Source organism: Mucilaginibacter paludis DSM 18603, from assembly GCF_000166195.2.
Taxonomy (GTDB): Bacteria; Bacteroidota; Bacteroidia; order Sphingobacteriales; family Sphingobacteriaceae; genus Mucilaginibacter; species Mucilaginibacter paludis.
Map to the genome: position 1 here is coordinate 2,950,680 of NZ_CM001403.1, position 23,801 is coordinate 2,974,480.

31 protein-coding genes and 1 tRNA gene are annotated in these 23,801 nt (G+C 41.1%); 10 read left to right on the plus strand and 22 right to left on the minus strand.

All coding sequences use genetic code 11. From position 1 onward, the window contains the following. Window positions 1-5: 5 nt before the first annotated feature. Genes MUCPA_RS12320 through MUCPA_RS12330 form a run of 3 tightly spaced genes read left to right on the plus strand, consistent with a single transcriptional unit; the run spans window position 6 to window position 2,799 of the window. On the plus strand, window positions 6-1,010 hold the full coding sequence (locus tag MUCPA_RS12320; protein ID WP_008506713.1) for a hypothetical protein: 1,005 nt from the start codon (window positions 6-8) through the stop codon (window positions 1,008-1,010). A 14-nt stretch (window positions 1,011-1,024) separates the two neighbouring features. Then, a complete protein-coding gene (locus MUCPA_RS12325; protein WP_008506716.1) occupies window positions 1,025-2,098 on the plus strand; it encodes a hypothetical protein in 1,074 nt (357 codons plus the stop codon). 5 nt (window positions 2,099-2,103) lie between these two features. Continuing rightward, window positions 2,104-2,799, plus strand: coding sequence for a hypothetical protein (locus tag MUCPA_RS12330; protein ID WP_008506717.1), 696 nt, complete (start codon window positions 2,104-2,106; stop codon window positions 2,797-2,799). Between the two features lie 137 nt (window positions 2,800-2,936). On the opposite strand, the gene MUCPA_RS12335 is transcribed toward MUCPA_RS12330, so the two are convergent. From MUCPA_RS12335 to MUCPA_RS12355, 5 genes are all read right to left on the minus strand, one after another. Then, entirely contained in the window at window positions 2,937-3,116 is a 180-nt protein-coding gene (locus MUCPA_RS12335) for a hypothetical protein (RefSeq protein WP_008506718.1), read from the minus strand. 24 nt (window positions 3,117-3,140) lie between these two features. Then, window positions 3,141-3,590: a DUF6934 family protein gene (locus MUCPA_RS12340; protein ID WP_008506719.1), complete on the minus strand. Its 450-nt coding sequence runs from the start codon at window positions 3,588-3,590 to the stop codon at window positions 3,141-3,143. 116 nt (window positions 3,591-3,706) lie between these two features. Beyond that, window positions 3,707-4,384, minus strand: a complete 678-nt coding sequence (locus MUCPA_RS12345; protein ID WP_008506720.1) for a hypothetical protein — start codon at window positions 4,382-4,384, stop codon at window positions 3,707-3,709. 46 nt (window positions 4,385-4,430) lie between these two features. Continuing rightward, window positions 4,431-5,318 (minus strand): relaxase/mobilization nuclease domain-containing protein, encoded by an 888-nt coding sequence (locus tag MUCPA_RS12350; RefSeq protein ID WP_008506721.1) that lies wholly within the window; start codon window positions 5,316-5,318, stop codon window positions 4,431-4,433. Next, window positions 5,315-5,728, minus strand: coding sequence for a plasmid mobilization protein (locus tag MUCPA_RS12355; RefSeq protein WP_008506722.1), 414 nt, complete (start codon window positions 5,726-5,728; stop codon window positions 5,315-5,317). The genes MUCPA_RS12350 and MUCPA_RS12355 overlap by 4 nt, the downstream gene beginning before the upstream one ends. A 359-nt stretch (window positions 5,729-6,087) precedes the next feature. On the opposite strand from MUCPA_RS12355, the gene MUCPA_RS38235 reads away from it, so the two are divergent. Further along, window positions 6,088-6,252 (plus strand): hypothetical protein, encoded by a 165-nt coding sequence (locus MUCPA_RS38235; RefSeq protein ID WP_169316168.1) that lies wholly within the window; start codon window positions 6,088-6,090, stop codon window positions 6,250-6,252. Between the two features lie 30 nt (window positions 6,253-6,282). Here the strand turns inward: MUCPA_RS38235 and MUCPA_RS12370 are convergent, their stop codons facing one another. The 3 genes from MUCPA_RS12370 to MUCPA_RS12380 all read right to left on the minus strand — a co-directional run bounded on the left by MUCPA_RS12370 (window position 6,283) and on the right by MUCPA_RS12380 (window position 8,078). Next, complete coding sequence (locus MUCPA_RS12370; protein ID WP_008506725.1) at window positions 6,283-6,633, minus strand: helix-turn-helix domain-containing protein; 351 nt, start codon at window positions 6,631-6,633, stop codon at window positions 6,283-6,285. An 80-nt stretch (window positions 6,634-6,713) separates the two neighbouring features. Next, window positions 6,714-7,835 (minus strand): hypothetical protein, encoded by a 1,122-nt coding sequence (locus MUCPA_RS12375; protein ID WP_008506727.1) that lies wholly within the window; start codon window positions 7,833-7,835, stop codon window positions 6,714-6,716. Window positions 7,836-8,004: 169 nt separating this feature from the next. After that, window positions 8,005-8,078: transfer RNA gene (locus tag MUCPA_RS12380), tRNA-Asn, on the minus strand. Between the two features lie 87 nt (window positions 8,079-8,165). On the opposite strand from MUCPA_RS12380, the gene MUCPA_RS12385 reads away from it, so the two are divergent. Both MUCPA_RS12385 and MUCPA_RS12390 read left to right on the plus strand, forming a co-directional pair. Further along, entirely contained in the window at window positions 8,166-9,086 is a 921-nt protein-coding gene (locus MUCPA_RS12385) for a PfkB family carbohydrate kinase (RefSeq protein WP_008506730.1), read from the plus strand. Window positions 9,087-9,094: 8 nt separating this feature from the next. Beyond that, complete coding sequence (locus MUCPA_RS12390; protein ID WP_008506732.1) at window positions 9,095-10,141, plus strand: aldo/keto reductase; 1,047 nt, start codon at window positions 9,095-9,097, stop codon at window positions 10,139-10,141. 1 nt (window position 10,142) lies between these two features. On the opposite strand, the gene MUCPA_RS12395 is transcribed toward MUCPA_RS12390, so the two are convergent. Genes MUCPA_RS12395 through MUCPA_RS12410 form a run of 4 tightly spaced genes read right to left on the minus strand, consistent with a single transcriptional unit; the run spans window position 10,143 to window position 12,475 of the window. Continuing rightward, entirely contained in the window at window positions 10,143-10,391 is a 249-nt protein-coding gene (locus MUCPA_RS12395; RefSeq protein ID WP_008506733.1) for a cytochrome b5 domain-containing protein, read from the minus strand. 28 nt (window positions 10,392-10,419) lie between these two features. Then, the gene (locus tag MUCPA_RS12400) at window positions 10,420-11,103 is read right to left on the minus strand and encodes a lycopene cyclase domain-containing protein (RefSeq protein WP_008506734.1); all 684 of its coding nucleotides are present in this window, start codon (window positions 11,101-11,103) and stop codon (window positions 10,420-10,422) included. Then, a complete protein-coding gene (locus MUCPA_RS12405; RefSeq protein WP_008506735.1) occupies window positions 11,103-11,639 on the minus strand; it encodes a hypothetical protein in 537 nt (178 codons plus the stop codon). Before MUCPA_RS12405 ends, MUCPA_RS12400 begins: the two co-directional genes overlap by 1 nt. Before the next feature lie 2 nt (window positions 11,640-11,641). Next, a complete protein-coding gene (locus MUCPA_RS12410) occupies window positions 11,642-12,475 on the minus strand; it encodes a phytoene/squalene synthase family protein (protein ID WP_008506736.1) in 834 nt (277 codons plus the stop codon). Window positions 12,476-12,678: 203 nt separating this feature from the next. Between MUCPA_RS12410 and MUCPA_RS12415 the strand changes: the two genes are divergently transcribed. Further along, window positions 12,679-13,254 (plus strand): thioredoxin family protein, encoded by a 576-nt coding sequence (locus MUCPA_RS12415; protein ID WP_008506737.1) that lies wholly within the window; start codon window positions 12,679-12,681, stop codon window positions 13,252-13,254. 156 nt (window positions 13,255-13,410) lie between these two features. Next, window positions 13,411-14,898, plus strand: a complete 1,488-nt coding sequence (locus MUCPA_RS12420) for a phytoene desaturase family protein (protein ID WP_008506739.1) — start codon at window positions 13,411-13,413, stop codon at window positions 14,896-14,898. A 242-nt stretch (window positions 14,899-15,140) separates the two neighbouring features. On the opposite strand, the gene MUCPA_RS12425 is transcribed toward MUCPA_RS12420, so the two are convergent. The 6 genes from MUCPA_RS12425 to MUCPA_RS12450 form a co-directional block, all read right to left on the minus strand. Beyond that, window positions 15,141-15,680: an RNA polymerase sigma factor gene (locus MUCPA_RS12425; RefSeq protein ID WP_008506741.1), complete on the minus strand. Its 540-nt coding sequence runs from the start codon at window positions 15,678-15,680 to the stop codon at window positions 15,141-15,143. Between the two features lie 260 nt (window positions 15,681-15,940). Continuing rightward, window positions 15,941-16,954: a UDP-N-acetylmuramate dehydrogenase gene (murB, locus tag MUCPA_RS12430; protein WP_008506743.1), complete on the minus strand. Its 1,014-nt coding sequence runs from the start codon at window positions 16,952-16,954 to the stop codon at window positions 15,941-15,943. A gap of 2 nt (window positions 16,955-16,956) precedes the next feature. Continuing rightward, entirely contained in the window at window positions 16,957-18,672 is a 1,716-nt protein-coding gene (locus MUCPA_RS12435; protein ID WP_008506744.1) for an ArnT family glycosyltransferase, read from the minus strand. Between the two features lie 337 nt (window positions 18,673-19,009). Then, complete coding sequence (locus MUCPA_RS12440; RefSeq protein ID WP_008506745.1) at window positions 19,010-19,846, minus strand: hypothetical protein; 837 nt, start codon at window positions 19,844-19,846, stop codon at window positions 19,010-19,012. Window positions 19,847-19,882: 36 nt separating this feature from the next. Beyond that, window positions 19,883-20,140: a Txe/YoeB family addiction module toxin gene (locus tag MUCPA_RS12445; protein WP_008506746.1), complete on the minus strand. Its 258-nt coding sequence runs from the start codon at window positions 20,138-20,140 to the stop codon at window positions 19,883-19,885. Then, a complete protein-coding gene (locus MUCPA_RS12450) occupies window positions 20,140-20,373 on the minus strand; it encodes a hypothetical protein (RefSeq protein ID WP_008506747.1) in 234 nt (77 codons plus the stop codon). The genes MUCPA_RS12445 and MUCPA_RS12450 overlap by 1 nt, the downstream gene beginning before the upstream one ends. A gap of 223 nt (window positions 20,374-20,596) precedes the next feature. Here MUCPA_RS12450 and MUCPA_RS12455 point away from each other — a divergent pair, with 223 nt between their 5' ends. Then, window positions 20,597-20,803 carry a hypothetical protein gene (locus MUCPA_RS12455; RefSeq protein WP_008506748.1) on the plus strand — a complete coding sequence of 69 codons (207 nt, stop codon included), beginning with the start codon at window positions 20,597-20,599 and terminating at the stop codon, window positions 20,801-20,803. Further along, the gene (locus MUCPA_RS12460) at window positions 20,793-21,200 is read left to right on the plus strand and encodes a PIN domain-containing protein (protein WP_008506749.1); all 408 of its coding nucleotides are present in this window, start codon (window positions 20,793-20,795) and stop codon (window positions 21,198-21,200) included. The genes MUCPA_RS12455 and MUCPA_RS12460 overlap by 11 nt, the downstream gene beginning before the upstream one ends. Window positions 21,201-21,221: 21 nt before the next feature. Here MUCPA_RS12460 and MUCPA_RS12465 read toward each other — a convergent pair whose 3' ends face one another. From MUCPA_RS12465 to lpdA, 4 genes are all read right to left on the minus strand, one after another. Then, window positions 21,222-21,656, minus strand: a complete 435-nt coding sequence (locus MUCPA_RS12465) for a sterol desaturase family protein (RefSeq protein WP_008506752.1) — start codon at window positions 21,654-21,656, stop codon at window positions 21,222-21,224. An 8-nt stretch (window positions 21,657-21,664) separates the two neighbouring features. Continuing rightward, the gene (locus MUCPA_RS12470) at window positions 21,665-21,928 is read right to left on the minus strand and encodes a Txe/YoeB family addiction module toxin (protein ID WP_008506755.1); all 264 of its coding nucleotides are present in this window, start codon (window positions 21,926-21,928) and stop codon (window positions 21,665-21,667) included. Further along, complete coding sequence (locus MUCPA_RS12475) at window positions 21,919-22,137, minus strand: DUF2683 family protein (RefSeq protein ID WP_008506756.1); 219 nt, start codon at window positions 22,135-22,137, stop codon at window positions 21,919-21,921. The genes MUCPA_RS12470 and MUCPA_RS12475 overlap by 10 nt, the downstream gene beginning before the upstream one ends. 119 nt (window positions 22,138-22,256) lie before the next feature. After that, entirely contained in the window at window positions 22,257-23,660 is a 1,404-nt protein-coding gene (lpdA, locus tag MUCPA_RS12480; protein ID WP_008506758.1) for a dihydrolipoyl dehydrogenase, read from the minus strand. Between the last annotated feature and the right edge of the window lie 141 nt (window positions 23,661-23,801).

Consider the following 23,801-nt stretch of genomic DNA (forward strand, 5'->3'; position numbering starts at 1 on the left):
TTTATATGAAAATATGCAAATTACTCATCCCTCTTATTACGCTTTTTAGCCTAAGTGCTTATTCGCAAGATGGTAAGCAATATTTTATTGATGCTTATAGAGAGCAATTAGCAATGATTCAAGGCGAAAAGCCAATCGATTTTAAAAGAGCTGTCTTTCTGACAGAAAATTCCTATTACAAGGGTAAATTGAATTATCAAGCGTATTGTACGGATATTTCAAATATCGGTACAAAGCTTAAGCTTATGATTAAGCTAAAAGGGATTGAAAAGTATAAAACAGCAGGTAATTGGGCTGCATTTGCTTACATGACAGATAGTTCATCCGTAAATAACTTCAAACCCTACAGATATGACTTCGACGACTTTATGGGTGATAAAGATTGGACAAAACAGTTCATTACCAAATTAATAAAAACGCACACCGGAAATTGTCACTCGTTACCTTTTCTTTACAAAATCTTATGTGAGCAAATAGGTGCAAAGGCATCTTTGGCGTTAGGACCAAATCATGTTTATATTAAACATATCGATGAAAATGGGCAATGGACTAATTTGGAACTAACGAGTGGTAGTATTACACGTGATCAATGGATTATTAAATCAATGGATATTCCAATTGAGGCAATAAAATCGGGGGCATATATGGCACCGTTATCGGAAAAAGAATGTATAGCATTTACGATGTTTGATTTAGCTGAAACATATAATTTTCAATATGGTACAGACAAATTTGTATTGGATATTGTTAACACCGCTATACGTAATTTTCCAACTTGTATTCCACTGTACTGCCTTAAACTGGATTGTTGCAGGGAGTTAGTCGAAAGTGAGAATAAAAAGCCTTCACCTAACAAAGATTATATTGCTGCCAACGTTGCATCATACAAAGAAACGCAAGCCAAAGTTGATGGATTGGGTTATAAATCTGAAACACCTGAATCCTACAAGGCGTTTCTACAAGGAATGGAGAATGAAAAGAAAAAACGGGGTTTAATTAAAAGTAATTAAATTAAAATGTGGTCATGAAAAAAATTTCACTATTTATAATATTTAATTTTTGTTTTTCATATTGCTTTAGCCAGGATAATCCTTATGCTATTTTCGGATACAAACCAAAAGCAATATTTACCGATTCAAAAGAAGATGTCTATCGGGTTAAAAATACAGATACGAATAGTGAAATAAAATTTCTCGAAATTGATTTTGAAAAACACGAAGTTAAACTTTTGAACGCCAAGGATTCCATATTTCAAAAACGCATTTTAACCGACGATAGACTTTTAAGATTTTTAAGTGTAGACCCCATAACGAAAAAATATCCGGAATTAACTCCCTACCAATTTGCAAGCAATAGCCCTATTTCAGGCATTGACCGTGATGGATTGGAATATTATTATGTTGGTAATGGAACATTAATTGGAAGGGGTCTTGCTAATGACACAAGAGTAATGTTAATCAGTAATAATGTGACCATAGCGCAAGCAAGGAATATGATGACCGCCGCACATAGTGGAAATAATAGTCTCGATCAATTGAATGCCAATAGCAAATATGTAGGTATGAATAATGCTGAACTTAACACAAGGGCGTTTATGAGTACATTAAGGCAGAATGAAAATCATAATGAAGCACCTTTAGCTTATAATTCTTGGAATGGATTTAAAAAGGGGAAGCCTATGGTTTTTACAAATGATTCTTACAACGATGATCCAGAAGCTTATGCTCATCACCCAGGTGCAAATCCCGACAACGGGAAAGTTTCAGCGGCAGGAGCTTATCAAATCATGAAAGCGTCATGGGGTAAAACGAGTAAAAGCTTTTCACCCGAAAACCAAGATAAATGGGTTTTAAATAAAATTTTTAATAAGGAAGAGCGAAATGCAGGCAAGGAAGTTATGTCGGGTGATGTTAGCGCTATGATACTAAAATTAAGAGGTGAATGGCGTTCTTTACCAGGGCCTCAAACGCAGTTCCATTCAAACACGGTTGAAAAGGTTGAGGAACTATTTAAAAAGAATGTTTCAAATGAACTTAATGGCAACAGTATAATTGCTTTACCTGTAGGGACGACATTAAATGGAGTTGTGAAACCATAAAAGATATGAGGTTTATAATATTTATAATTCTACTAATTTGGACAACGGTTGTCAGAGCAGAATCGCATTCTTTCCCAGCTGATACAACTAAAAAGAAGGTCACCCTGTTAGATCCTAAAGATTACGTTCTATATGATACTACAAATGCTAATAAAGTTCGTTTTGATAGTACTCAAATAAAAAGAATAAAATTATCCAAAAATAATTTCAGCGAAGAAGCTTCAATTTATTACAAAGGCTATTGTTTTAAGGTCATCAGTCATTTTATAAAAGATTCAGTAATATCAAGTGAGCCAAATTTATTTAATCCTATATGCGTAAGTCAAAAAGTTATTTTTTATCATAACCAAAAACTTTTGAAAGTATTTGATTATCCAGTAAAAAGCATTGTTCAAAGGGTTTCAAATAATAAAAAAATGAAGATGTTGGAAGATGTTATTAATTATTTAGGAATAATCCAATCAAAGAAAGGTGTGTTTGTGGTTATAAATGGTTATGGTGGCTGCAATTCATGTTCTTATTTTGATGGAATTTATAATACCAACGGCTCCGTTTTAGCTTATGAATACCGCTCCAGCTATAAGATTTTCGGAAAAGTTGGAGATATATTCGGGTTAATAAAAAAGCTTGGCATAAATATCAAAGAGTACAATCAATATTCCTATTCGATGATAAAAATTTACTTATATCCTAACCGATAAATTTAAGCTTTAAAGTAACAGGTGTTTTGTTTGTTTACTAAATATGGAGACTATTTGTACTTTAATCCAATAATGAATGCTAAAACCGAAAAAGGCCGGATTTAATTACCCAGCCTTTCACATATCATTCAATTACTTTATTCCTTTTTTTTGCCAGGCAAACCCACCCTTTGAAGAGTTTGTGTAGCCTCCTCTAATTTTTTGATAAAAAACGGGTCATTGGCGTGACTTTTAACGTTTTCGCTAACGATCCCCGGCCCAAAACCTTTTATAGTTTTTAATTTTTTCTCTACAGTAGGCATACTTACTCCTTTCATATCGTAATATTCAAATATAATTAATTACTTCTGTCTTACCAAAAAAGCTTCGTAATTGATAGTGTTGGGCTTAAACAAATGCCAGTCATTATCTTTTAATCCATACACGTCAAAATCCTTACTAATTTCCTCCCATAAACCAGCTATCCCCATTTGATATAGTCTGGTGCGTGCAGTTGTGCTGCCCTTTGCATAAATATAATGATTGCCATAGTGGTTGCAAAATTCAACGATAGTGTTCGCCACTGTAGCCAAAACTATGTCCCTGTCTTCGTTATTACTAACCACAACATCATCTGTTTCTCCTGAGTGCGGGTCTTGATCGCCAAACCCTAAATTATAAATTGGCGGTTCGGAATTGGGGATTTTTGTAAACATGACAATTTTTTTAATTCGTCCTTTTGGCCCGTCACTATAAAACTCATAGTCTTGGAAGTCATTACTATTGATATATGGATAGCGTTCTAAATTCATGGTATTATCAGGAATAATTAGTTTTCAAAAATAGTAATTTGTAATAGTCGTGTAGCTGATAAACCACTTTGAACGTTTTTTACTTGATTTCAATTTGATTTTTCAGGGTTATCATTTCAGGGCTTACCCTTCATTTTCCTCAAACTGTCTGCCTCCCTTTCTAATTGCTTAATCTTCAATTCCGTTGCCTGAAATTCCAGGTAACGTGCGATGCTGTCCGTCCGGTATTGATTGATAGCGGATATATTCAGGCTATCCAGTTGGCTTTGTAATTTCTGCCTTTTAGTAGGATCTGCAATTAGGTAGTTCCAATACCACGCTGTACGATAGCGACTGTTTTGACTGTTCTTATACCAATTATGGAAGCCGAACCAACTAACAAGGCCAACGATAATAGCCAAAGCAGTTAGGTACATACTGCGTTTAGCCATAATTTTTAAAAAGCCCCTCCCGGCATCTTCCGGCAATACTAAAACTCTGTTCTTGGAAAACAACTCATGTAACACCTGTATAACGGCTGTCCTCGTAGCGGCCATTCCATCACTGGCAATCTTGGAAATTGGTAAAATACTTGGTGCAGGTACCGTTACCTCGATCTTTTGGTATTTTTGTTCAAAGCTGCTGATCAGTTTTTGCGTATGATTATCCTTTTCAGCAATAAGCGCATTCTTTTGATCGATCTGCTGCTGTTGCTCTTTTATAAAGTTTTTGATCTCCTTTAAATCAGTCGCATGCTCGTTCAACACGGATGTTAAGGTGATCTCATCAATTGGGGTTTCTTCATTTGGTTTCATGATGTTATTTTAAAATTTAATAATTCTGTTCATTTTAATCGCATAGTCATCTGCCTATACTTGGCGTATGCTGCCGTGTTTGCTGTATTTCCTTTTCCTGCTGTTGCTGTTTCTTCAATTCCTCCTGCTGTTGCCGTAATACTTGCGCCTGCCTGTTTTGTTCTTGTTGCTGTAAAAGCTGTTCCTGTTTTAGCTTCTTCTCAATATCCATCAGGGCATACCCAACTTGACTGCCTTTGAAGCGTACATGCTGCGCATCGGTAAAAGCGATACCCCGGCCTAACTCCACTTCATAGCCGCGCTGCTCCATATACTTTTTAACCTGCTGCACATCATTACTTTGTTTGATTGCTGTTTGCAGGTGCTTTTTTAAAGCCTCTTTGCGGTTGTCTAAACGCTGGCTTTGTCCAACCCTTTGCTCCGGCTTCAAAAACTTATTCGGACTTAGCACCTGTGCTAATTTGTATTCCAGTTCCATCTTCCGGGCGAACTCGGCCACATGCTTATAGCTGTTGCTGTCACTGGCCGTTTTGCCGTCAAACCCAATGCGGTTGGCGACAATGTGCAAATGTTCATGATCGGTATCTTTGTGCGCTACTACTACATACTGGTGGTCTTTAAAATCAAATTTTTCGGCCAGCTTTTCTATCATCTCGATCTTATCCTGCAAGCCTAACTTCCCGGCATCGCCGTGGGCGAAGCTTAACGAAAAGTGAAACACAGGCTTTGATTGATCAGGGTTTAGCTTGGCTACTTCGATCATTTCCCGCACCAGTTCTAAACGAGTGCCGAAACATTGGTTATAAGCAATCACCTCCACCTGTTTCTTTTCAAGCTCCTGCATTTGCAGCTCTTTGCTTTCCTGCCGCCTGCCCTCAAAGAGATAATGTAGTACGCCTCGGAAACTTTTGCCTATGCCAACTTTCCCGATCATGATACATAGGTATTAATATTTTTCACCAAGCCCCGCAGGCTGCGCACATCCTGGTCGAGCAAAGCTCTTTCCATCGCATTCAGGTCATCGCCCCGGTTCCGTCTCCTTGCAATTTGGTTGAGGTTGGCGGCGATATGATTTAGCATACCGCGCAATTCCAAAACAGGTTTTGGTAGTGTTTTGACCCTAACTTCTATTCGCGTATTCAACCCCAGGTTTCGCAAGAAAACTGACGGGTTCATGCCTACTCGTTTAGCGTTGGCTTCAATGATCTTTTTCTCGATGAGCGTACACATTACGCTCACGCTGCTGCGCCGTTTATGTGGTACGTTCGGGCGGCCGCCCCGGTTCACCCGGCCCAACGGGGCCGGGTCTTTTGTACTTATTTTCTTTTTAACTTCACTTTCCATAAGCTTTAATTCGTTAAAAAATGCTCAAAAAAATCCCCCCGAATGCGATAGCATGAGCGGGGGCCAGCAAGTTTCGGCATGGCCGAAACATAGCTGGCTCCGCTTACAGGCCAAAGGCCTGTTCCGCTATCTGTATATATGGCGATAGCCATATATACAGAGGCTGTTTGTGCAGCACCTTGGTGCTGCCCCGCCAAAAGCGGCTTGCCGCTTTCGCGGTCCCCCGATAATCGATATAGCGATTATCGGGCTGTTTAACGGTGGCACCAAAGGTGCCGCCTGTTCTTTCCGGCGGCCTGCCGCCGTGCTGTTCAACACCCGTGAGCGGGTGTTCGGTGTTTCAGCGTACCGCTTGCGGTATGGCTGATCTGCCCGATTTTTTTGCCGATGGCACCATCGGTACCTTACAGTTACGCCGCCCTTTTAGGGCGGGTATATCGGTCTGTATTCAAAAAGCCGTTGGCTTTTTGACAGGCTTAATGTCGTCTGTAAGGGCATTAATTCAATGGCATCGCTATAGTTGAACCAAGCATCTTTGGTGCGTTCCATAGTCTTTAAAATGATTTAGCTTTTTTACTGCTGGTTGCCAGATGTTTTACTGCTTCTTCCCTGATCTCGTCCGCCGTTTTCTTACGGCCTGATTTGATCCATTCGGTGAGTTCCGAACGATAGAAATAAAGGCGCTTTCCACGCTTATTAACAGGAAGTTCTTTACGGCATACTTTGCTGTAAACAGTCGGAACAGCGAGGTCTAAAAATATTGCAGCCTTGCTAACGGGCATAATTTCATCCTGCTCCGGCAACTGTTCATGCCGTTGAATTAAAAGCCGTTCTATGATGTCCAGCTTTTCTTGAATTTTGGTTACCGCATCGGGTAACTGGTCAAAGGTGAGTGTATCTTTCATTGCGCATTAATTTTGTTTAATGCTGCAATGGTATGGGCTTGTTTTGCAGGGTTACAAGAGGGTAAGCAGTAACCCTGCGCTTACCCCCTCATTTTCTTGCTATTTTTTGCGGAAGGAGCGGGCAGAATAAAAAATTTGTCTTCCTTTTGTTCAATTTTTAGGATGGGAGACTTGCAGGGGCGGCCTTTGGTTGACATCAATCCATTGAGATAGTCCTCGGGTAGTTCGCGGGGCTGGGACTGCGGGGATAGATATAGGAATTTTGGGGCTATCCATCTTTCGAGGTCGCTCATACGGCAGCCTACAATCAGGTTGGCTTCTTTGAGTTGTTTAAAAGCATCGGCCAATTGGGTGGCGGAACCACGGAATAACAAAGGATGGGCAGGGGCCTCGTCATTTAATAATAATTTTTCCAGCGAAGAATGTTCTTCAGGAACAAAATAGGTTTTCAATAAGTCAAATAGTTGCCCGGCTGCTCCCTCCTTAAAGGTCGGATAGTATCCCACTAATTTAGCAGTAGCCAACTGTTCTTCACTTAGTTCAGGCTCGATGGGTGCTGCCTGAACCGCCACTGTTTCCGGTACGCCGGGTGCTTCGGATTTAGGAGTTATTATAGTCTCGTTAGTAGTTTCAGCCGTTGCCGCTTTTTGTTTCTCTCTTTCGGCATCCAGCCATTCTTTAAATTCGGCTTCAGATCGCTTTGGCTTAATGGCTGTTTCAGTAGAATATATCAGTTCCCTTAAAAACTTTTCCCGCAGCTTGACCGATTCGCCAAGGTCTTCTGCAAATTTGCTACTTACTTCGATTTCTGCGTTGGTGGATTGCAGGCCGTTAACAATAAATAAATATTCCAGGTTGACGGAAAAAATAAAGTGGCGTTCATAGACCTGTGTCATTTCCGAATGGTGGTCGTGGTAATTTCTCCAAAATTCCTTAAAACGTTCCCGGACTTTGGCGAGTTCTTCCAATTGTAACTTGATTCGCTCTTTATCTAACGCCATCAGATCGATAAAGGCCATATCTTTCAATACCCGTAATTCGCTCCGGTAAGAAAAACTGTCATAGTATTGGGTCTGATGGCTTAGGTCGTAGACCTTAACATGCTTTTTTTCATTCGTTCCCCATTCCATGTGAATATCATCCTCGATGATGCGCAGATCAAATGTTTGGATACGGGTCAGAAATTCTTTAAAGTGTTGCATAATAGGTAGTATGTAGTTGAGCAAAGTTACTTAATATCCCTATTTGTCAAACCAATTCAGACCTGGCAATCCTATGTTGTTTGTGTGTTTTTTGCGAAATTGTGTGAGAAATGTGTGAGAATAAAAAAACCCAACTCGCCAGAGTTGGGTTAAATCATTGATTTTCAGGCTCCTGAGGCTGGGCTCGAACCAGCGACCCTCTGATTAACAGTCAGATGCTCTAACCGGCTGAGCTACTCAGGACTATTTTCCCGTTTGAGAGAGTGCAAAAGTATGATTATCCATCTAATTTCACAATATTTGTAGAAAAAAAATTTAAAATATTTTTACATGAGTTTAGTTGTTATTGGTACTGTGGCATTTGACGCTATTGAAACGCCTTTTGGTAAGACAGATAAAATTGTTGGCGGGGCCGCTACTTACGCCGGCCTGGCTGCTTCTTATTTCTATGATCAAGTTAAAATTGTAGCCGTTGTAGGCGACGATTTTCCGGAGCAAGAAATAGAAGATTTTCATAATCACCACATTAGCACCGAAGGTATACAAATTAAAACTGGCGAAAAATCGTTTTTCTGGGCGGGCAAGTACCATAACGACATGAATAGCCGTGATACCCTGGTGACCGAGCTCAATGTACTGGCAGATTTTGATCCTATTATTCCGGAAAGCTACCAGGATTGCGAATATTTAATGCTGGGTAACCTCACCCCTCAAATTCAGCAAACGGTTATTAAGCGTTTACACAAACGCCCTAAGCTGATTGTGATGGACACCATGAATTTCTGGATGGATATAGCAATGGACGATTTACTGGAAACCATTAAGCTGGTAGATGTATTAACCATTAACGATGCCGAAGCGCGCCAACTGTCCGGCGAATATTCGCTGGTAAAGGCCGCACGGAAAATATTGGCTATGGGTCCCAAATACCTGATCATTAAAAAAGGCGAGCATGGTGCCTTGCTTTTTAACGAAGACCGGATCTTTGCCGCACCTGCCCTCCCTTTAGCTGATGTTTTTGACCCTACGGGCGCCGGAGATACTTTTGCAGGTGGCTTTATAGGCTACCTGGCTAAGGTTGGCACCGTAAACTTTAACAACATGAAGAACGCTATTATTTACGGATCGGCCCTGGCATCTTTCTGTGTGGAGAAATTTGGCACCGAACGCTTAAAACACTTAACTGAGAATGATATTAAAGCCCGTATACAGGAATTTGTAAGCCTGTCGTCATTTAATATCATTTCTTAAGCTGGTTTATGGCAACAAGCAAACCCGCAGGGGCTTTGCTTGTTACATCTACAAAAATTGCACTGCTGATGAAATACAGGGAATTAGGTAATACAGGTGAAAAACTTTCGGCGATAGGCTTAGGCTGCATGGGCATGACACATGCCTACGGCGACCGCAACGATGAGGAATCGATCAGGGTTTTGCATTTAGCGCTCGATCTGGGCATCAACTTTTGGGATACCGCCGATATTTATGGCCCGCATACCAACGAAGAGCTCATTGCCAAAGTACTGGCTCCTAACCGCGACAAGGTTTTCATAGCTACCAAATTTGGCTTTACACAGGCAGGCACCTACAACCGTGGCTTTGACGGCTCCCCAGCTTATGCAAAGAAGGCTGTAGAGGCCAGTTTAAAGCGCCTGAATGTAGAAGTAATTGATTTGTATTACGCCCACCGCATTGACCCTAATATCCCGGTAGAAGAGATGGTAGGCGGCATGGCCGAGCTGGTTAAAGAGGGTAAAGTACGTTACCTGGGCCTGTCGGAAGCATCTGCTGAAACACTGGCCAAAGCTTGCCAAGTTCATCAGATAGCAGCTTTGCAAAGCGAATACTCTTTATTAACACGCGATGCTGAAGATCAAATTATTCCGGCTTGCCGCAAATTGGGTATTGGCTTTGTTCCGTTTAGCCCGCTATCACGGGGATTGGTAACGGCTACCTTACCAACAGATGCCAGGGATTTAAAGGCCGACGATTTCAGGCATACCATACCGCGTTTTCAGGGTGAATACCTGGAGAATAATAACAAACTGGTTGAGGATTTTGCTAAACTGGCTGCCGACAAGGGATGCACCCCTGCTCAATTGGCTTTAGCCTGGGTTTTGGCGCAGGGCGATGAGATTATCCCCATCCCAGGAACCAAAAAAACAAAGTATTTACGGGAGAATGCAGGCGCTGTTGATATCCATTTAAATGATTCGGATTTTTCGGCAATAGAAGATGTTTTGAAAAAACACCCTAACACCGGCCCGCGTTATACCGAAGCGGCCATGAGTATGGTGAACAAATAATTTAAGCTAATTTTCCAATAGCAGTAAATTTTTCAAATACGGCATGGGTATGTGGTGCATCCTTCAATTCGTCGGTTAAGTCCTGCCCGGCCCAATGTTCGTAATGTTTGCCATTGCGCCAAAGGCGGCTCGAGCCTACATCGTAAATTAGGCCCAAATAGGCTACCCATATCTCCGGCCTGTCCTGCCCGTTGCGTAGGGCCAGTTGTGATTTGGTATAGATAGGCAAAATTTGATCGGGCGTGGACATAGATTCTCATCAGTTACAATTTAACAACTTACCGTGCAACAATTTTTCTCGATTTAAAAAATTCAAAAAAGCCGATATTCATCAGCAGTAAAGCCATGCAATAAAAATGATCTTCCACCGGTATGGTGCCAATTCGTTTACCTAAGTTTTCGGCATTGTTATACAACACAACCGGTATTGAAGTTAAAAATCCGTTTACGATATAAAAGGGTATCAGCGTAACGGCATAAGCCATAAAAAAGCGATTGAGCCATGGTGCTCTTAAAAAAAACTGCACATAAATAAGCAAAGGAACCAGCGTACCAAAGGTAACCAGCGTATACAGGTGGTGATAATTAAAACAGCAGTTTAAAATACCGTAAACTAAAACAGCACTGCATACCAGGTTGATTACAAAGTCCGACGGTTGCCATTTAACATAGTATTTAAGGCACTGATAAATAAAAACACAGGCAAAGGGTACCGTTAAAAAAAACAAGATCTCCTCTAACGGCAATTTAAAAAAAGTGATCCCTAAAATATAACCGGCATTAAAACTCCATACGCCTTTAATGGTAAAAAGCACATCCCATACTAAAAACAATAAGCCTGTGATACCCATGCCGGGCCATATATACCGCCAGCTTTTATAAAAGGCCACCCTTTTATCGAACGATAGCACCACCGGGAAAAACAGGGTTGACAGGTTAATTAACAGGTACGTGTATTTCACTATAAGGCGGCTAATTGTTTATCCAATTTAACATTTTCCTGCGGGGTACAGCGGCGCGAATCGATCAGGAATTTAATGATGCTGATGGTGAGTTCCCTATCAGCTGTGCCATAATTTTTCCGACTCAGTTGAGTGATCATCTCCTCACGGTCGGTTACCAAATTTTTGGCGTAACCTAAAAAACCCGGCACGTTATGCTGAATGGAAAAGCGCATAAACAAAATCTCGATATTATGCGGCTCTTCGTCAACAGCTTGCTGCATCAATTTTTCCGACAGGTTGAGGTACTTTATTTTAAAATAGGGATTCCAGGTATGCTTGGCCTTTAAGGCCCCCAGCGCCCCCAGGTAGGCTGTTGTGAGCGGTGTTTTTTGATGTAATCTATCGAGCATAGTATAAAGCGAATCGGTAGTATGCTGACTATCTATGGCCTGGATTAGTTTTTTACGCAGCGCCTTTAAATCCGGCGATCCATCACCGGCAAGGCTCCAATTACATAAAAATAACATGGCAAGGGCTAAAAAAAATACTCGCATACCTATATGGCGTTTAACTTTTGCTTTAAAATAGCCTTTAAATAAAGTGCGCTTTTGCGCACATCAGAAACCCTGATGCGCTTTTGCAGAATAACATTGGCCGGTGTTTTCCTGATTGTTTTAAAAAGCTGAAGGTAATAAGTATAAGCCACATATACGCCGCGTTTTGTTCCGCCAGGTAATTGTTTAATGCCTTTAAGGGCATTATCAAAGTCGTGCTGAATATCGGCTTCTATTTTTTGTTTATCGTTTTCGGTAAACCTGGTAAAATCAACTCCCGGAAAATAAGTACGGCCGCGTTCTTCAAAGTCTGACCGGATGTCCCTCAAAAAATTAATTTTCTGGAAAGCGGCCCCAAGGCTACGCGCCATGGGTAACAGTTTTTTATACAAGTCAGTATCGCCTTCGCAAAACACGTTAAGGCACATTAAACCCACTACCTCCGCCGAACCATAAATATACATCTGATACCCCTCTTTGTTATAAGCAGTTTGCTGTAGGTCCATTTCCATGGAGTGTAAAAAAGCCTCTATTAAATCGCGCTCGATATGATATTGATTAACCACACATTGAAACGATTGTAGCACCGGGTTTAAACTGATACCCTGCTCTATAGCAAGAAATGTTTCCTTCCGGAAATCTGAGATCAGCTGAGCCTGGTTGTAATCATAAAAAGTATCTACAATCTCGTCCGCGTAGCGCACAAAACCATAAATGGCATAAATAGCATACCTAAAGCGTTTATCAAAGGCTTTAATTCCTAAACTAAACGATGTACTATATTTGTTGGTTATTACTTTACTGCACTCAAAGCAGGTTTCGGTATATAGATCCATTAAAGGCCCAGTTTCATAATCATAGCTAAATTACAAAATATACGTCTTAATTGTTTCGATATATCAAATACTATCTTTAATGTTAATCCGGGCTCAATGTGCTGCATTTAAACCTATCAGGATGAATGCAATCTGTAAACACACCGTACATCGCTGTACACTTACAAGCATTTTTTATAAATTGCATCATTAAATAGTACTCTATGAAAAAGCAACTGCTCCTGATACTTGTTTTTATTTTTACAGTTAGTTCCATCGCTGTGGCGCAGAACGTTATGCCGCAGGCAGAAACTGTGTTTAAACAGGCTTATGCACAAGCCAATAACGAGCATAAAAATATCATCCTGATATTCCATGCCTCCTGGTGCGGATGGTGCAAAAAAATGGAGGCCAGCTTGAACGATCCTTCCTGCAAAAAAATGTTCGACGATAATTACGTGATCACTACCCTTGATGTAATGGAGCAACCCACCAAAGCTAATTTGGAAAACCCCGGAGCATTAGAGGTACTTAAAAAATACAAAGGCGAAAAAGCAGGCCTGCCATTTTGGGTGATATTGGATGCCAAAGGAAATTTATTAGCCGACAGCCAGATCCGCCCGGCGGGGGCACCGATGGATACCCCCGGCGAAAGCATTGGCTGCCCGGCAAGCGAAAACGAAGTAGCTTACTTTGCCAAGGTAATTAAGGCAAGTTCTAAATTGAATGATGAGCAATTAGCAGTCATCAGCAAACGATTCGCGCTCAATAAACCGGCACCTGTTGCTGCACAACATTGATATTTAAGGATTTTAAAGCATTTAAGTATTCTTAGCACCTTATGCGGCTTTGCCTGCGCATCAAAATATTACTCCCAGTGAGGTACCGGTAAGTTTGTGATGAGTTTTTACTGATGGCAATCAACAAATTGTTTAATTTGGCTGTCTATACTAACCATGAGCAAATCTCAAAACATCATCGTGATAGGCGCCGGCTTTGCTGGGTTATCGGCAGCCTCGGCATTGGCTAAAGAAGGTTATCAAGTTACCGTTGTTGAAAAAAACAATCAGCCCGGCGGTCGAGCCCGTACCTGGGAAAAAGACGGCTTTATGTTTGATATGGGGCCGAGCTGGTATTGGATGCCCGACGTATTTGAAAACTACTTTGCCTTATTTGGTAAAAAGGTTGAAGACTATTACCATTTAAAACGGCTTGATCCCGGTTACCGGATATTTTATGGCGACGACGATGTGATGGATGTCCCAGCCCAGATGGACAAGCTGGAGGAGCTATTCGAGCAGATTGAACCAGGCAGCAGCGTAGCTTTGCAACAATTTTTAATACAAGCCAAATACAAATACGAGGTTGCCATGGGCGATTACGTTTTTCGCCCTTCGCACTCCATTACCGAATTTATTGATATACGCCTCATTCGCGAAAGCCTGCGCATCCAAATGCTGAGCAGCATGAGCAAACATGTACGTAAATATTTTAAAAACCCCAAACTCGTTAAACTGCTGGAGTTCCCGGTATTGTTCTTAGGGGCCACACCGCAAAATACCCCGGCCATGTACAGCCTGATGAACTATGCCGATTTAAGCTTAGGTACCTGGTACCCCATGGGCGGCATGCACGAAATTGTTAAAGCGATGGTTAGCGTTGCCGAAGAGTTAGGCGTAGAGATTAAACTGAATACCGAGGTAACCAAAATAAACGTAAGCAACCAACGCGCCCAAAGTATTGAAACCAATAACGGGACATTTACTGCGGATTTCATTATCGCCGGGGCCGACTATAAACATGTGGACCAGCACCTGGTTGAAAAGCCGCACCGCAACTACGACGAAAAACATTGGGATAGCCGCACCATGTCGCCATCAAGTTTGTTGTATTACATCGGCCTTAACAAAAAATTAAAAAACATCGAGCATCATAATTTATTTTTTGACGAGGATTTCGACCTCCATGCCGATCATATCTACACCAACCCTAAATGGCCTGATAAACCTTTGTTCTATGTATCTTGTACCTCAAAAACTGATGATACAGTAGCTCCTGAAGGCTGCGAGAACCTCTTCTTCCTGATGCCTATCGCACCTGACTTGCACGACGAGGAAGCGATCAGGGAAAAGTACTTCAACATTATGGTAGACCGCTTTGAAAGCCTCACCGGCGAAAGTATACGAGATGCCATCATCGTAAAAAGAAGCTACGCGCTGAACGACTTTAAAAGCGATTATAACTCGTATAAAGGCAACGCCTACGGCCTGGCCAATACACTGGCGCAAACAGCTTTCTTTAAACCTGCCATGAAGGCTAAACAAATAAAAAACATGTTATACACCGGCCAGTTAACAGTACCCGGCCCGGGCGTACCACCTTCGCTCATTTCGGGGCAGGTTGCTGCCAAAGAGGCCATTAAGTTAATGAAAGGCGAGAAATAGGATTTAAACTCGAAAACAGTTTGCATAAAGTAGTCGGTGGGAACACCGACTGATGGGTGGAGAAATAGGATTTAAACTCGAAAGAGTTTGCCTATAGTGTCGGTGGGGACACCGATTACGGCAAGGGGATCTAGTGTCGGTGTCCCCACCGACTACTGAAAGGGGCCGACTACTGCTTAAACCAAAAATGGCCCTCTCAAAAAAGGGCCATTTTCTATATATATGTTGAGTTTATATGCTAATTAATCTTCTTCGGCGTAAACAGGTTTTTTAACTCCATTATCGTATGCCTTTAAATTCTTTTTCAACAGTTTGCGTGCCACGTGTATACGGGTTTTAACTGTTCCGATAGGGATCTCCAAATGATCGGCTATCTCGTGATATTTGTGTCCGTCGAAATACATCGTGAACGGAACAAAATAATCTTCAGGTAATTTGTCTAAAGCCCTCTTAATATCGTCCATAACGAATTTTGATTCGCCTTGATTTTTGGTTGAGCTGAAAACCAGGTTTGGAGAAGAGATCTCGTCAGACTTGGTTACAAATGTGCTCATCTTAACAAAACGACGATAATTGTTAATGAAGGTATTTTTCATGATGGTATATAACCATCCTTTTAAATTGGTGCCTTCTTTAAACTTATTGTAATAAGTTATGGCTTTTAACATTGTATCCTGAACAAGGTCGTTCGCATCGTCCGCGTCGTGTGTAAAGTGAAGTGCATAAGACCTCAAAGAACCTGCCTGACGTAGTACCATTGTGTTAAACTCAATCTTTGTCATAGTGTTAATGTTTGTGATTCACATTATGACAAACATAGTACCGCTTTGGTTGCCCCATTGAGTTTTGCAGATAAGAGCGCGCCAAAAATCCGTCAAACTCAGGCTATACCAATTAACAGATCGGTATAAAAACTCCCTATAAGTCTATCAGACAGTTTAATGACAATTAACTATTAAATAAAAAAAGTAAATTTTAAAGGCAATCGGCCCCGAAAAAGGCTTATTTAAAAATGTATCCTTTTTTAAACACTTGTTACTAATTATACCACATTCACTTCGCGCTCCAGCATAACGCCAAATTTTCTGTACACAGTGTCTATGATTTGCGACGACAGTGCATACACCTCCTGCCCGGTAGCGCCACCATGATTAACCAATACCAAAGCCTGGTTTTTCCATGTACCTGTATTGCCAACCACTTTCCCTTTCCAGCCGCATTGTTCAATAAGCCAGCCCGCGGCTAATTTAATGTAACCATCGCCAGCGGGATAGTTAACCACCTCTGGATGCCTTTCCTGAACTTCCTTAAACTCGGCCAAGGTAATAACCGGATTTTTAAAAAAGCTCCCGGCATTGCCAATGGTAGATGGATCTGGAAGTTTGGATACCCGGATGTGCGATACCACCTGGGATATATCTTTTATTGTAGGCTCTGAAATATGGCGGAGGGCTAACTCCTGCTCAATAGCGCCGTAGCGGGTATTAATATTCGGTATGAGCGATAAATGAAATTTAACGCTTACCACAATATACTGCCCTTTAAGCTGCTTAAATATGCTATCGCGATAATCAAAGCGGCAGGCTTCTTTGTCGAATATTTTAAACGTACCCGATGCAATCTCAAATGCCTTGCACGATTCAAATACATCTTTCAGTTCCACACCGTAAGCGCCGATGTTTTGTATGGGCGATGCACCTACCGATCCGGGTATTAAACTTAAGTTCTCCATCCCGGCAAATCCCCAGCGTACGGCATAGTTAACCAGATCGTTCCAAACCTCGCCTGCGCCGGCTTCAATAAAAACATCCTGGTGGTTAACGCGGTGTTCAATACCCCGGATATTCATCCGGATAACCAGGCCATTAAAATTTTGAGTGAGCAGCAAATTACTACCCCCACCTAAAATTAAACGCTCTGTGGTTTTCCACTGCGGGTCCATAAATAGCTCAACCAGGTCATCCTCGTGATTTATCTCTACAAAATAACGCGCGGAAGCATCAATGCCAAACGTGTTAAAGTTTTTAAGCGATACGTTTTCGTGAATCTGGAGCATATTTACAGGGTAATCAAAAAGTAATGGTTCAATGTTGTATTACGTTGCTTTTCTATTAAAAAAGGCAGGGTTAAGTTTTCGTTAGGATAGTTGTCAAATTTTTGCACCAGCTTAAACGGAATGTTCTTTTTAACCAGGTGTGCCATCAACGTATCTTCAACCAAAACAACCTGATTTTTGTTTTTGGCGGCTATAACGGCATCGGCACGCTCAAAGCTAACCTTACGGTTGGTATAAAACTCAAAGGCATCCGGCACCTCAAATATCGCTACAACCTGCTTATCGTTATCCACATACCGGTTAACATATTCGGCAGCATGTACGTCGCCCTTATACTTTAACAAATCCGGATATACAATAGCTATTACATAAGCGTTGGCCCAAACGGCAACACAGCAGGTAAATAAAAACAAGGATTGAATGGCAGGAAGCCTGCTTTTAAAAATATAAACGCTGATACCAATTAGGCCCAATATCAATAGTATAAAAATAAGGGACCGTTCGGGCGCAAAAATAAAATCAAGTACAATAATCAATAAGATTAATGCGCCAGTAATTATATATTGAGTTATTTTAAACAGCCGGGCATTATTGTTTACGCTAACCCGCTGCACAAATACCGCCGTAATGATGGCGAAGAAGGGGAACAGGATATTGGTATAAAACGGCAGTTGGAACTGCGAGACAGAAAAAATAACAAACATTAAAAAAGCCCCGGATAAAGTAACATACTCTGGCAGGGCAATACCCTTTACTATTTTTTTGCTGCTGATGAACAGCGCATAATAAAGCAACAGGGCCCAGGGCGCAAATGCCCATAAAAGGGTATGTACAAAGAAAAACTTATCGCCATCGGTGCGTACAATATAGCTGCTGCTGTTAAAGCGGCCAAACTGGCTGTCCCACAAAAACCACCGGATGCCGGATACGCCATGATGGCCAAAAACCATTTTTTCGGGGTGCAGATCGAACTGAACGTAGAGGGTATAAATTTCGGGCAGGGTGAACACCGCCACCAATAGCACGGCCATTAACCATCGCCATTGAAACAGGCCCTTAAAATCCTTTTTAAAAATATAGTCGCCAATAATGGCGCTGCCTATCGGGATCAGTAAATAGATGCCCTTCGTCATTACCGCGCAGGCCGCAAATAATGCTGCCAGTACCAAATCAGCTATGCTGAACCTCAACTTCAACTGATAAAAATGATATACGCTCCCCATCAGCAAACCCATAATATAAGGCTCGGCACGCACATCGGTATTCGACATGATCACGTGCTGCGATGTTAACAGGACCAGCACTGCAAGCAGCGCGGTTTCAAAACTGTACAACTTTTTGGCAAGCTTGTAGGTATAAACCACCGACATAAAATAAAACAGCAGAGCAGGTAATTTATAAGCAAAAGTTGTGGGGCCGAAAATGTTAAAGCTCAAGGCAGTCATCCAGAATGGGAAGTGCGGTTTATCCAGCCAGTCTTTACCGTGGTACATCAGGTCGGTATAGTTATGGTTCTCAATCATGGTTCTGGCAATCATCCCGTATAAACTTGGGTCGTTCGTAAAAAAACGGGTGCTGATGCCAGCAATATTGATGATGATGCCCAATAGCAGTACAACCAAAAAGGGCCGCTTATCAGCCGATAAAAGATCCTTAAATCCTGTACCGGATTGCAGAACAGAAGCGGGAATAGGCGCGGAATGCTTTTGTTTGTTCAAGTTCTAATTAATTCTAATTAATCAAGAGCCAAAAATAGAGAAATTAAAATATAACGCAGATTTACAAACAGCAATACTCAGGGCAAACGCATTAAAAAGTTCATTTGATTTTATTGACGCAAAAAGGAAAAACTGCTGACAAGGAGGCTCCTACGGAGCCAAAACTTCTTTTTTTGTTTGTCCTATAAACAGGTAGCTCCTACCGGAGCTCTTTAACGGTTTGTTTTTGACTCCAACGGAGTCGCCTGTTTATAGGAAAAATGCTTTTAACCTGTCTTTGGCTCCGTAGGTGCCCCCTTCTTATCTTTTTTAATGCGTTTGCCCTGCAGCAATACTGTTAACGCCCTGATAAATAGTTTTTCAGTTTTTTAAAAAAATCTTCTTTACGTGGCTTGCCCTGCCCGTCGTGTGTAAGGCCATTTTTTAAGTGATGATCGAGCTTTAAGGCATATTCGCGGATGGCGGCATCATCGGCCAGTTTCATTTCGCTGATGAATGGATGAGCATAGGGACGTAGCTGCGCATTTTTCGACACGGTATAATAAGCGCTTATCATCGAAGTAACCGTATTAGCGTTAACAGGCTGCTCCTCATTCTCGCTAAAAAGATCCAGGTGATAAATAACGGGGTTAAGCTTTTTTAACCGCTTGGTACCCTTACGCTCATTGCGCCAGGGATGCTCCTTGTATTTGAGCTGCTCCATCAAAAAGCTTTTCTTCCACATCGAAACCTGGTGCGACATCAGGTACTCGCTCTTAGCGTTATCTAAAATACCTACAGATAATCCATTAATGTATGCTCCCTCCGGCGTAGTTTGATTTACGCTATTGCTGGAAAGCTTCAATAAATTGGCTTGCTTACTTAAAGCAAATTCAATTGCTTTTAAAACCGTATCGGCATCAACGGGCTTATTGAGCCACATATCCTCCTGAAGGTAGATCACATAGTCTTCCGGGATTTGCTTCAATCCTTTTAATAGCCGGTCCGACCATTCGCCCTTACCTGTTTTAATATTGGTAAAAATATCGGATGGATAATCGATCTCCTCCGTCAAAAAATAATAGCTAATCGCAACATCCTGGTAAGGCCAATTCTTTTCAAAAAAGTACGCAAATCCGGGATATAACAATTGATACCTGTCGCAAGTGTGAACGATGAGGGCTACGTTTTTCATGAAGGCAAAGGTAGATGATTAAGAGATGCAAACACGTTAGTAATGTCCTTTACATTTCGCAATTAAAATTCCGGTATCATTCACTTTGTATATTAAACGATGTTCCTGATCTATTCTCCGGCTCCAGTAACCACTCCAATTTCCTTTTAATGGCTCTGGCTTACCTAAGCCCTTAAAGGGACTATTATCAATATCTCTGATCAGTATTTTAATGCGCTCTATTATTTGTTTGTTTACTTCAAACCAATAATTGTATTCTTTAAATGCTATAGGAGTAAAGGCTACATTTCGCATTATTGAGTTTTTGACGGGCTGTAAGCCATAAAATCATCCATCGTAAAAGATACAAGACTGAGCGTGTTTTCTGCTTCGTTTATAGACTGGTCGAGCGCATCGGCATAATCATCATTAAATTCCCTGATTGAAATGGTCACATCAACGTTCTCTTTGGTTCCAATAAATGCCCTGATCTTATCAAGCAAATTCTTATCAAGTTCAGACGGACTTATTTTAATAATTGTTTCCATAGCGCTCGGTTTAATGTAAAGTTACTGATTGAATAAACATCATCCAAACCCATACTGTTTAAAGCTTCCTCTACCTCGTCACCGGGAAACAAACTCTTCAGCAGAATTATTGAACAAGTTATTTCAGTCAACAATTTTAATACTGTATATTTGAGTATGTCGAAAGCGGCGATCGTTACTTTAAGATCAGTTGTATTTTATCGACTTATCAAGCTAATTTGTTATGATACGCACACAAATAATTGCAGAAACAGAAGAAGTTTCTTTTCAGATACCTGAGAACTACATCGGAAAGGTGTTGGAAATTATCGCATTTACCAAAGATGAGGGCTTAAACAACAACGCTATCATAAAAAAGCAACCCAGATTTAATATTATCCATCTTGATCAGGATTTCAAATTCAATCGTGGCGAAGCTAATGAGCGATAGGATATTTTTAGATACCAACATTATTATTTATGCCCATTCGGATGTTGACCTGATCAAGCAAAATGTAACACAAAATATCATTACCAGTCAAAATACAGTTATAAGCACTCAAGTGTTGCAAGAAACTGCTAACGTTTTCCATAAAAAGTCAAAGCTTCCCTGGGCACTTATAATTGAAACTTTAAAGGATATCGCTTACAATAACGTTGTGTATATCAATACTCAAGAAACAGTGTTATTGGCCTGTACCATTGCCGATAAATACCATTTCTCTTTTTACGACAGCCTTATAATAGCCTCTGCGATAGAGAGCGATGCAAAAATTCTATATTCTGAAGACATGCAACATAACCAACTTATCGAAAATCGGCTTAGAATCATAAATCCATTTAAATAAGATTTACCACAACATCTTTTATCAAAAATATTTCTTCTCCGTCACCAACAAACCAAACTCTTCGGCAGGTTCCTTTTCCATCGATTTATGGTGAACCTTATGCGCCCTGCGGATATTGAGCAAATATTTATTACTGGTTTTAAAAGCCTTTAACCGGTTGTGGATAAACCAATCGTGAAATATAAAATAGATCATACCGTAAATACTGATGCCAAGTCCTATCCATAGCCGGTAATCAAAACTGAAATGGCCCAACCACATCAACAATAACGACAAAGCCGCGAAGCCGATACTAAACACATCATTAAGTTCAAGCCATCCGTGCCGCTCCTGGTGGTGCGTTTTATGAATAAACCATAATGGCCCGTGAAACAAATATTTATGAATAAACCAGGAGAAGACCTCCATCCCTGCGATGGTGAAGAGAGTGATTATAATGTTGATGATAACACTCATAAATAGGATTAATAGTGAAAGCGAAGCTTCGCAACCACAATTTTGTCTGCCTCAACTTTATAAACTATACGATGCTCTTCATTAATCCTCCTTGACCACCAACCAGTATAATCATATTTTAAAGGCTCAGGCTTACCAATTCCCTCAAATGGGGTTTCAATTATTGCCTGAATTAGTTTAGCAATGCGTTGTTGTATAATCTTATTACCGGATTTTTTCCAATGAAATAAATCCGCCTGGGCTTTTGGAAGAAATATAACCTCTATTTCCAAAGGTCATCAACCTTAATTGCCGTCCCTTTGCCGTCTTTGTATTCCTTCAACGCTTCATCCAAGCTTTCTTTGTTGGCTTTGGTAGAAGTTAAATAATCTGTTTCATCCATAACTGGTTCCGTATCATACGGAACCTTAAGGCCATCTAAAATAGCTTGTAAAGCTTTTTGCTGCGCTTCATCAACCGGATGAATTATTAACGTTTCCATAATCAAATTTAATGATTAATTACATCTATAACAACAACCCGAATACATAAAAAGGAGAACTTTATCGTTCTCCTTTTTATGTATAACTACAATTCCGAAATCTTAATTCGTAATCCGAATTAAATATGTATCGCCCTATTCTCAGTCGCCGCCAAACAAGCCTCGCGCATGGCTTCGGTATAGGTAGGGTGGGCATGGCTCATGCGCGAAATATCTTCGGCACTGGCACGGTACTCCATCGCCACAACCGCTTCGGCAATCATATCCGCAGCGCGTGGGCCAATCATGTGTACGCCTAAAATCTCGTCGGTGGTGCTATCGGCCAATACCTTTACAAAACCATCGGTATCTCCGCTGGCTTTAGCGCGGCCACTGGCTTTGAACGGGAACGACCCTGTTTTATATTTTACGCCTTTTTCTTTCAGTTGCTCTTCGGTATAACCTACGCTGGCTACTTCGGGCCAGGTATATACTACACCCGGTATAAGGCTGTAGTTGATGTGCGGTTTCTGCCCGGCAATGGTTTCGGCTACAAAAGTACCTTCGTCTTCGGCCTTGTGCGCCAGCATGGCACCACGCACTACATCGCCTATGGCGTAAACACCTTTAACAGATGTTTCTAAATGCTCGTCAACAGTTATTTTGCGGCCACGTTCTTCAACCGTCAGGCCAATATTTTCTAAACCTAAACTATCGGTATAAGCCACACGGCCAACGGCAACTAAGCAATAGTCGCCCTTCAGCTCCATCTTTTCGCCCTTAGGGTTATCAAAGTTTACGGTTACCTCTTTGCCCTTTACACTGGCGCCGGTTACTTTGTGGCCCAGGTAAAACTCCATACCCAATTTGGTTAATACTTTTTGCAGCTCTTTACCCAAACCTTTATCCATGGTAGGGATAATGCCATCCATAAATTCAATTACAGATACCTTGGCACCAAGCCTCGCGTAAACCGAACCTAATTCCAAACCGATAACACCGCCGCCAATCAATATCATGTGCTTAGGCACTTCTGTTAAGGTTAAAGCCTCGGTTGATGTGATGATGCGTTTTTTATCGATAGGTAAAAACGGTAATGCGGATGGCTTTGAGCCTGTAGCTATGATGACATTTTTACCGGTAATGGTTTCTTCGCTGCCATCAGGTTTTTTAATTTTGATGGTGTTTTTATCTACAAATGAACCCATACCCTGGTATGATGTTATTTTGTTCTTTTTAAACAGATAAGTGATACCCGCCGTGTTTGATGCCACAACCTCGTTTTTTCGTTTAATCATCTGCGGCATGTTCACTTTTAAATCCTTAAGCTGGATGCCGTGTGTTTCAAAAGTATGAGCAGCATTGTGGTAATGCTCAGATGAATCTAACAAAGCTTTTGAGGGGATACAGCCTACATTTAAGCAGGTGCCGCCAAAGGTTGGGTATTTTTCAATACAGGCAGTTTTTAAACCAAGTTGGGCACAACGTATAGCGGCTACATACCCACCAGGGCCCGAACCAATAACAATCACATCATATTGCATAATATATAATTTTAAGGCGCGGCAAAGTTAAGCAATATGAAGTAAAAAGGGACACAGTTTATGGTACAAGCACGTCATTTTTATATAAGTTACGTTGTATTGCGCGCTTTACTTAAATTAGCTTTTTAAACTGACCGTGTT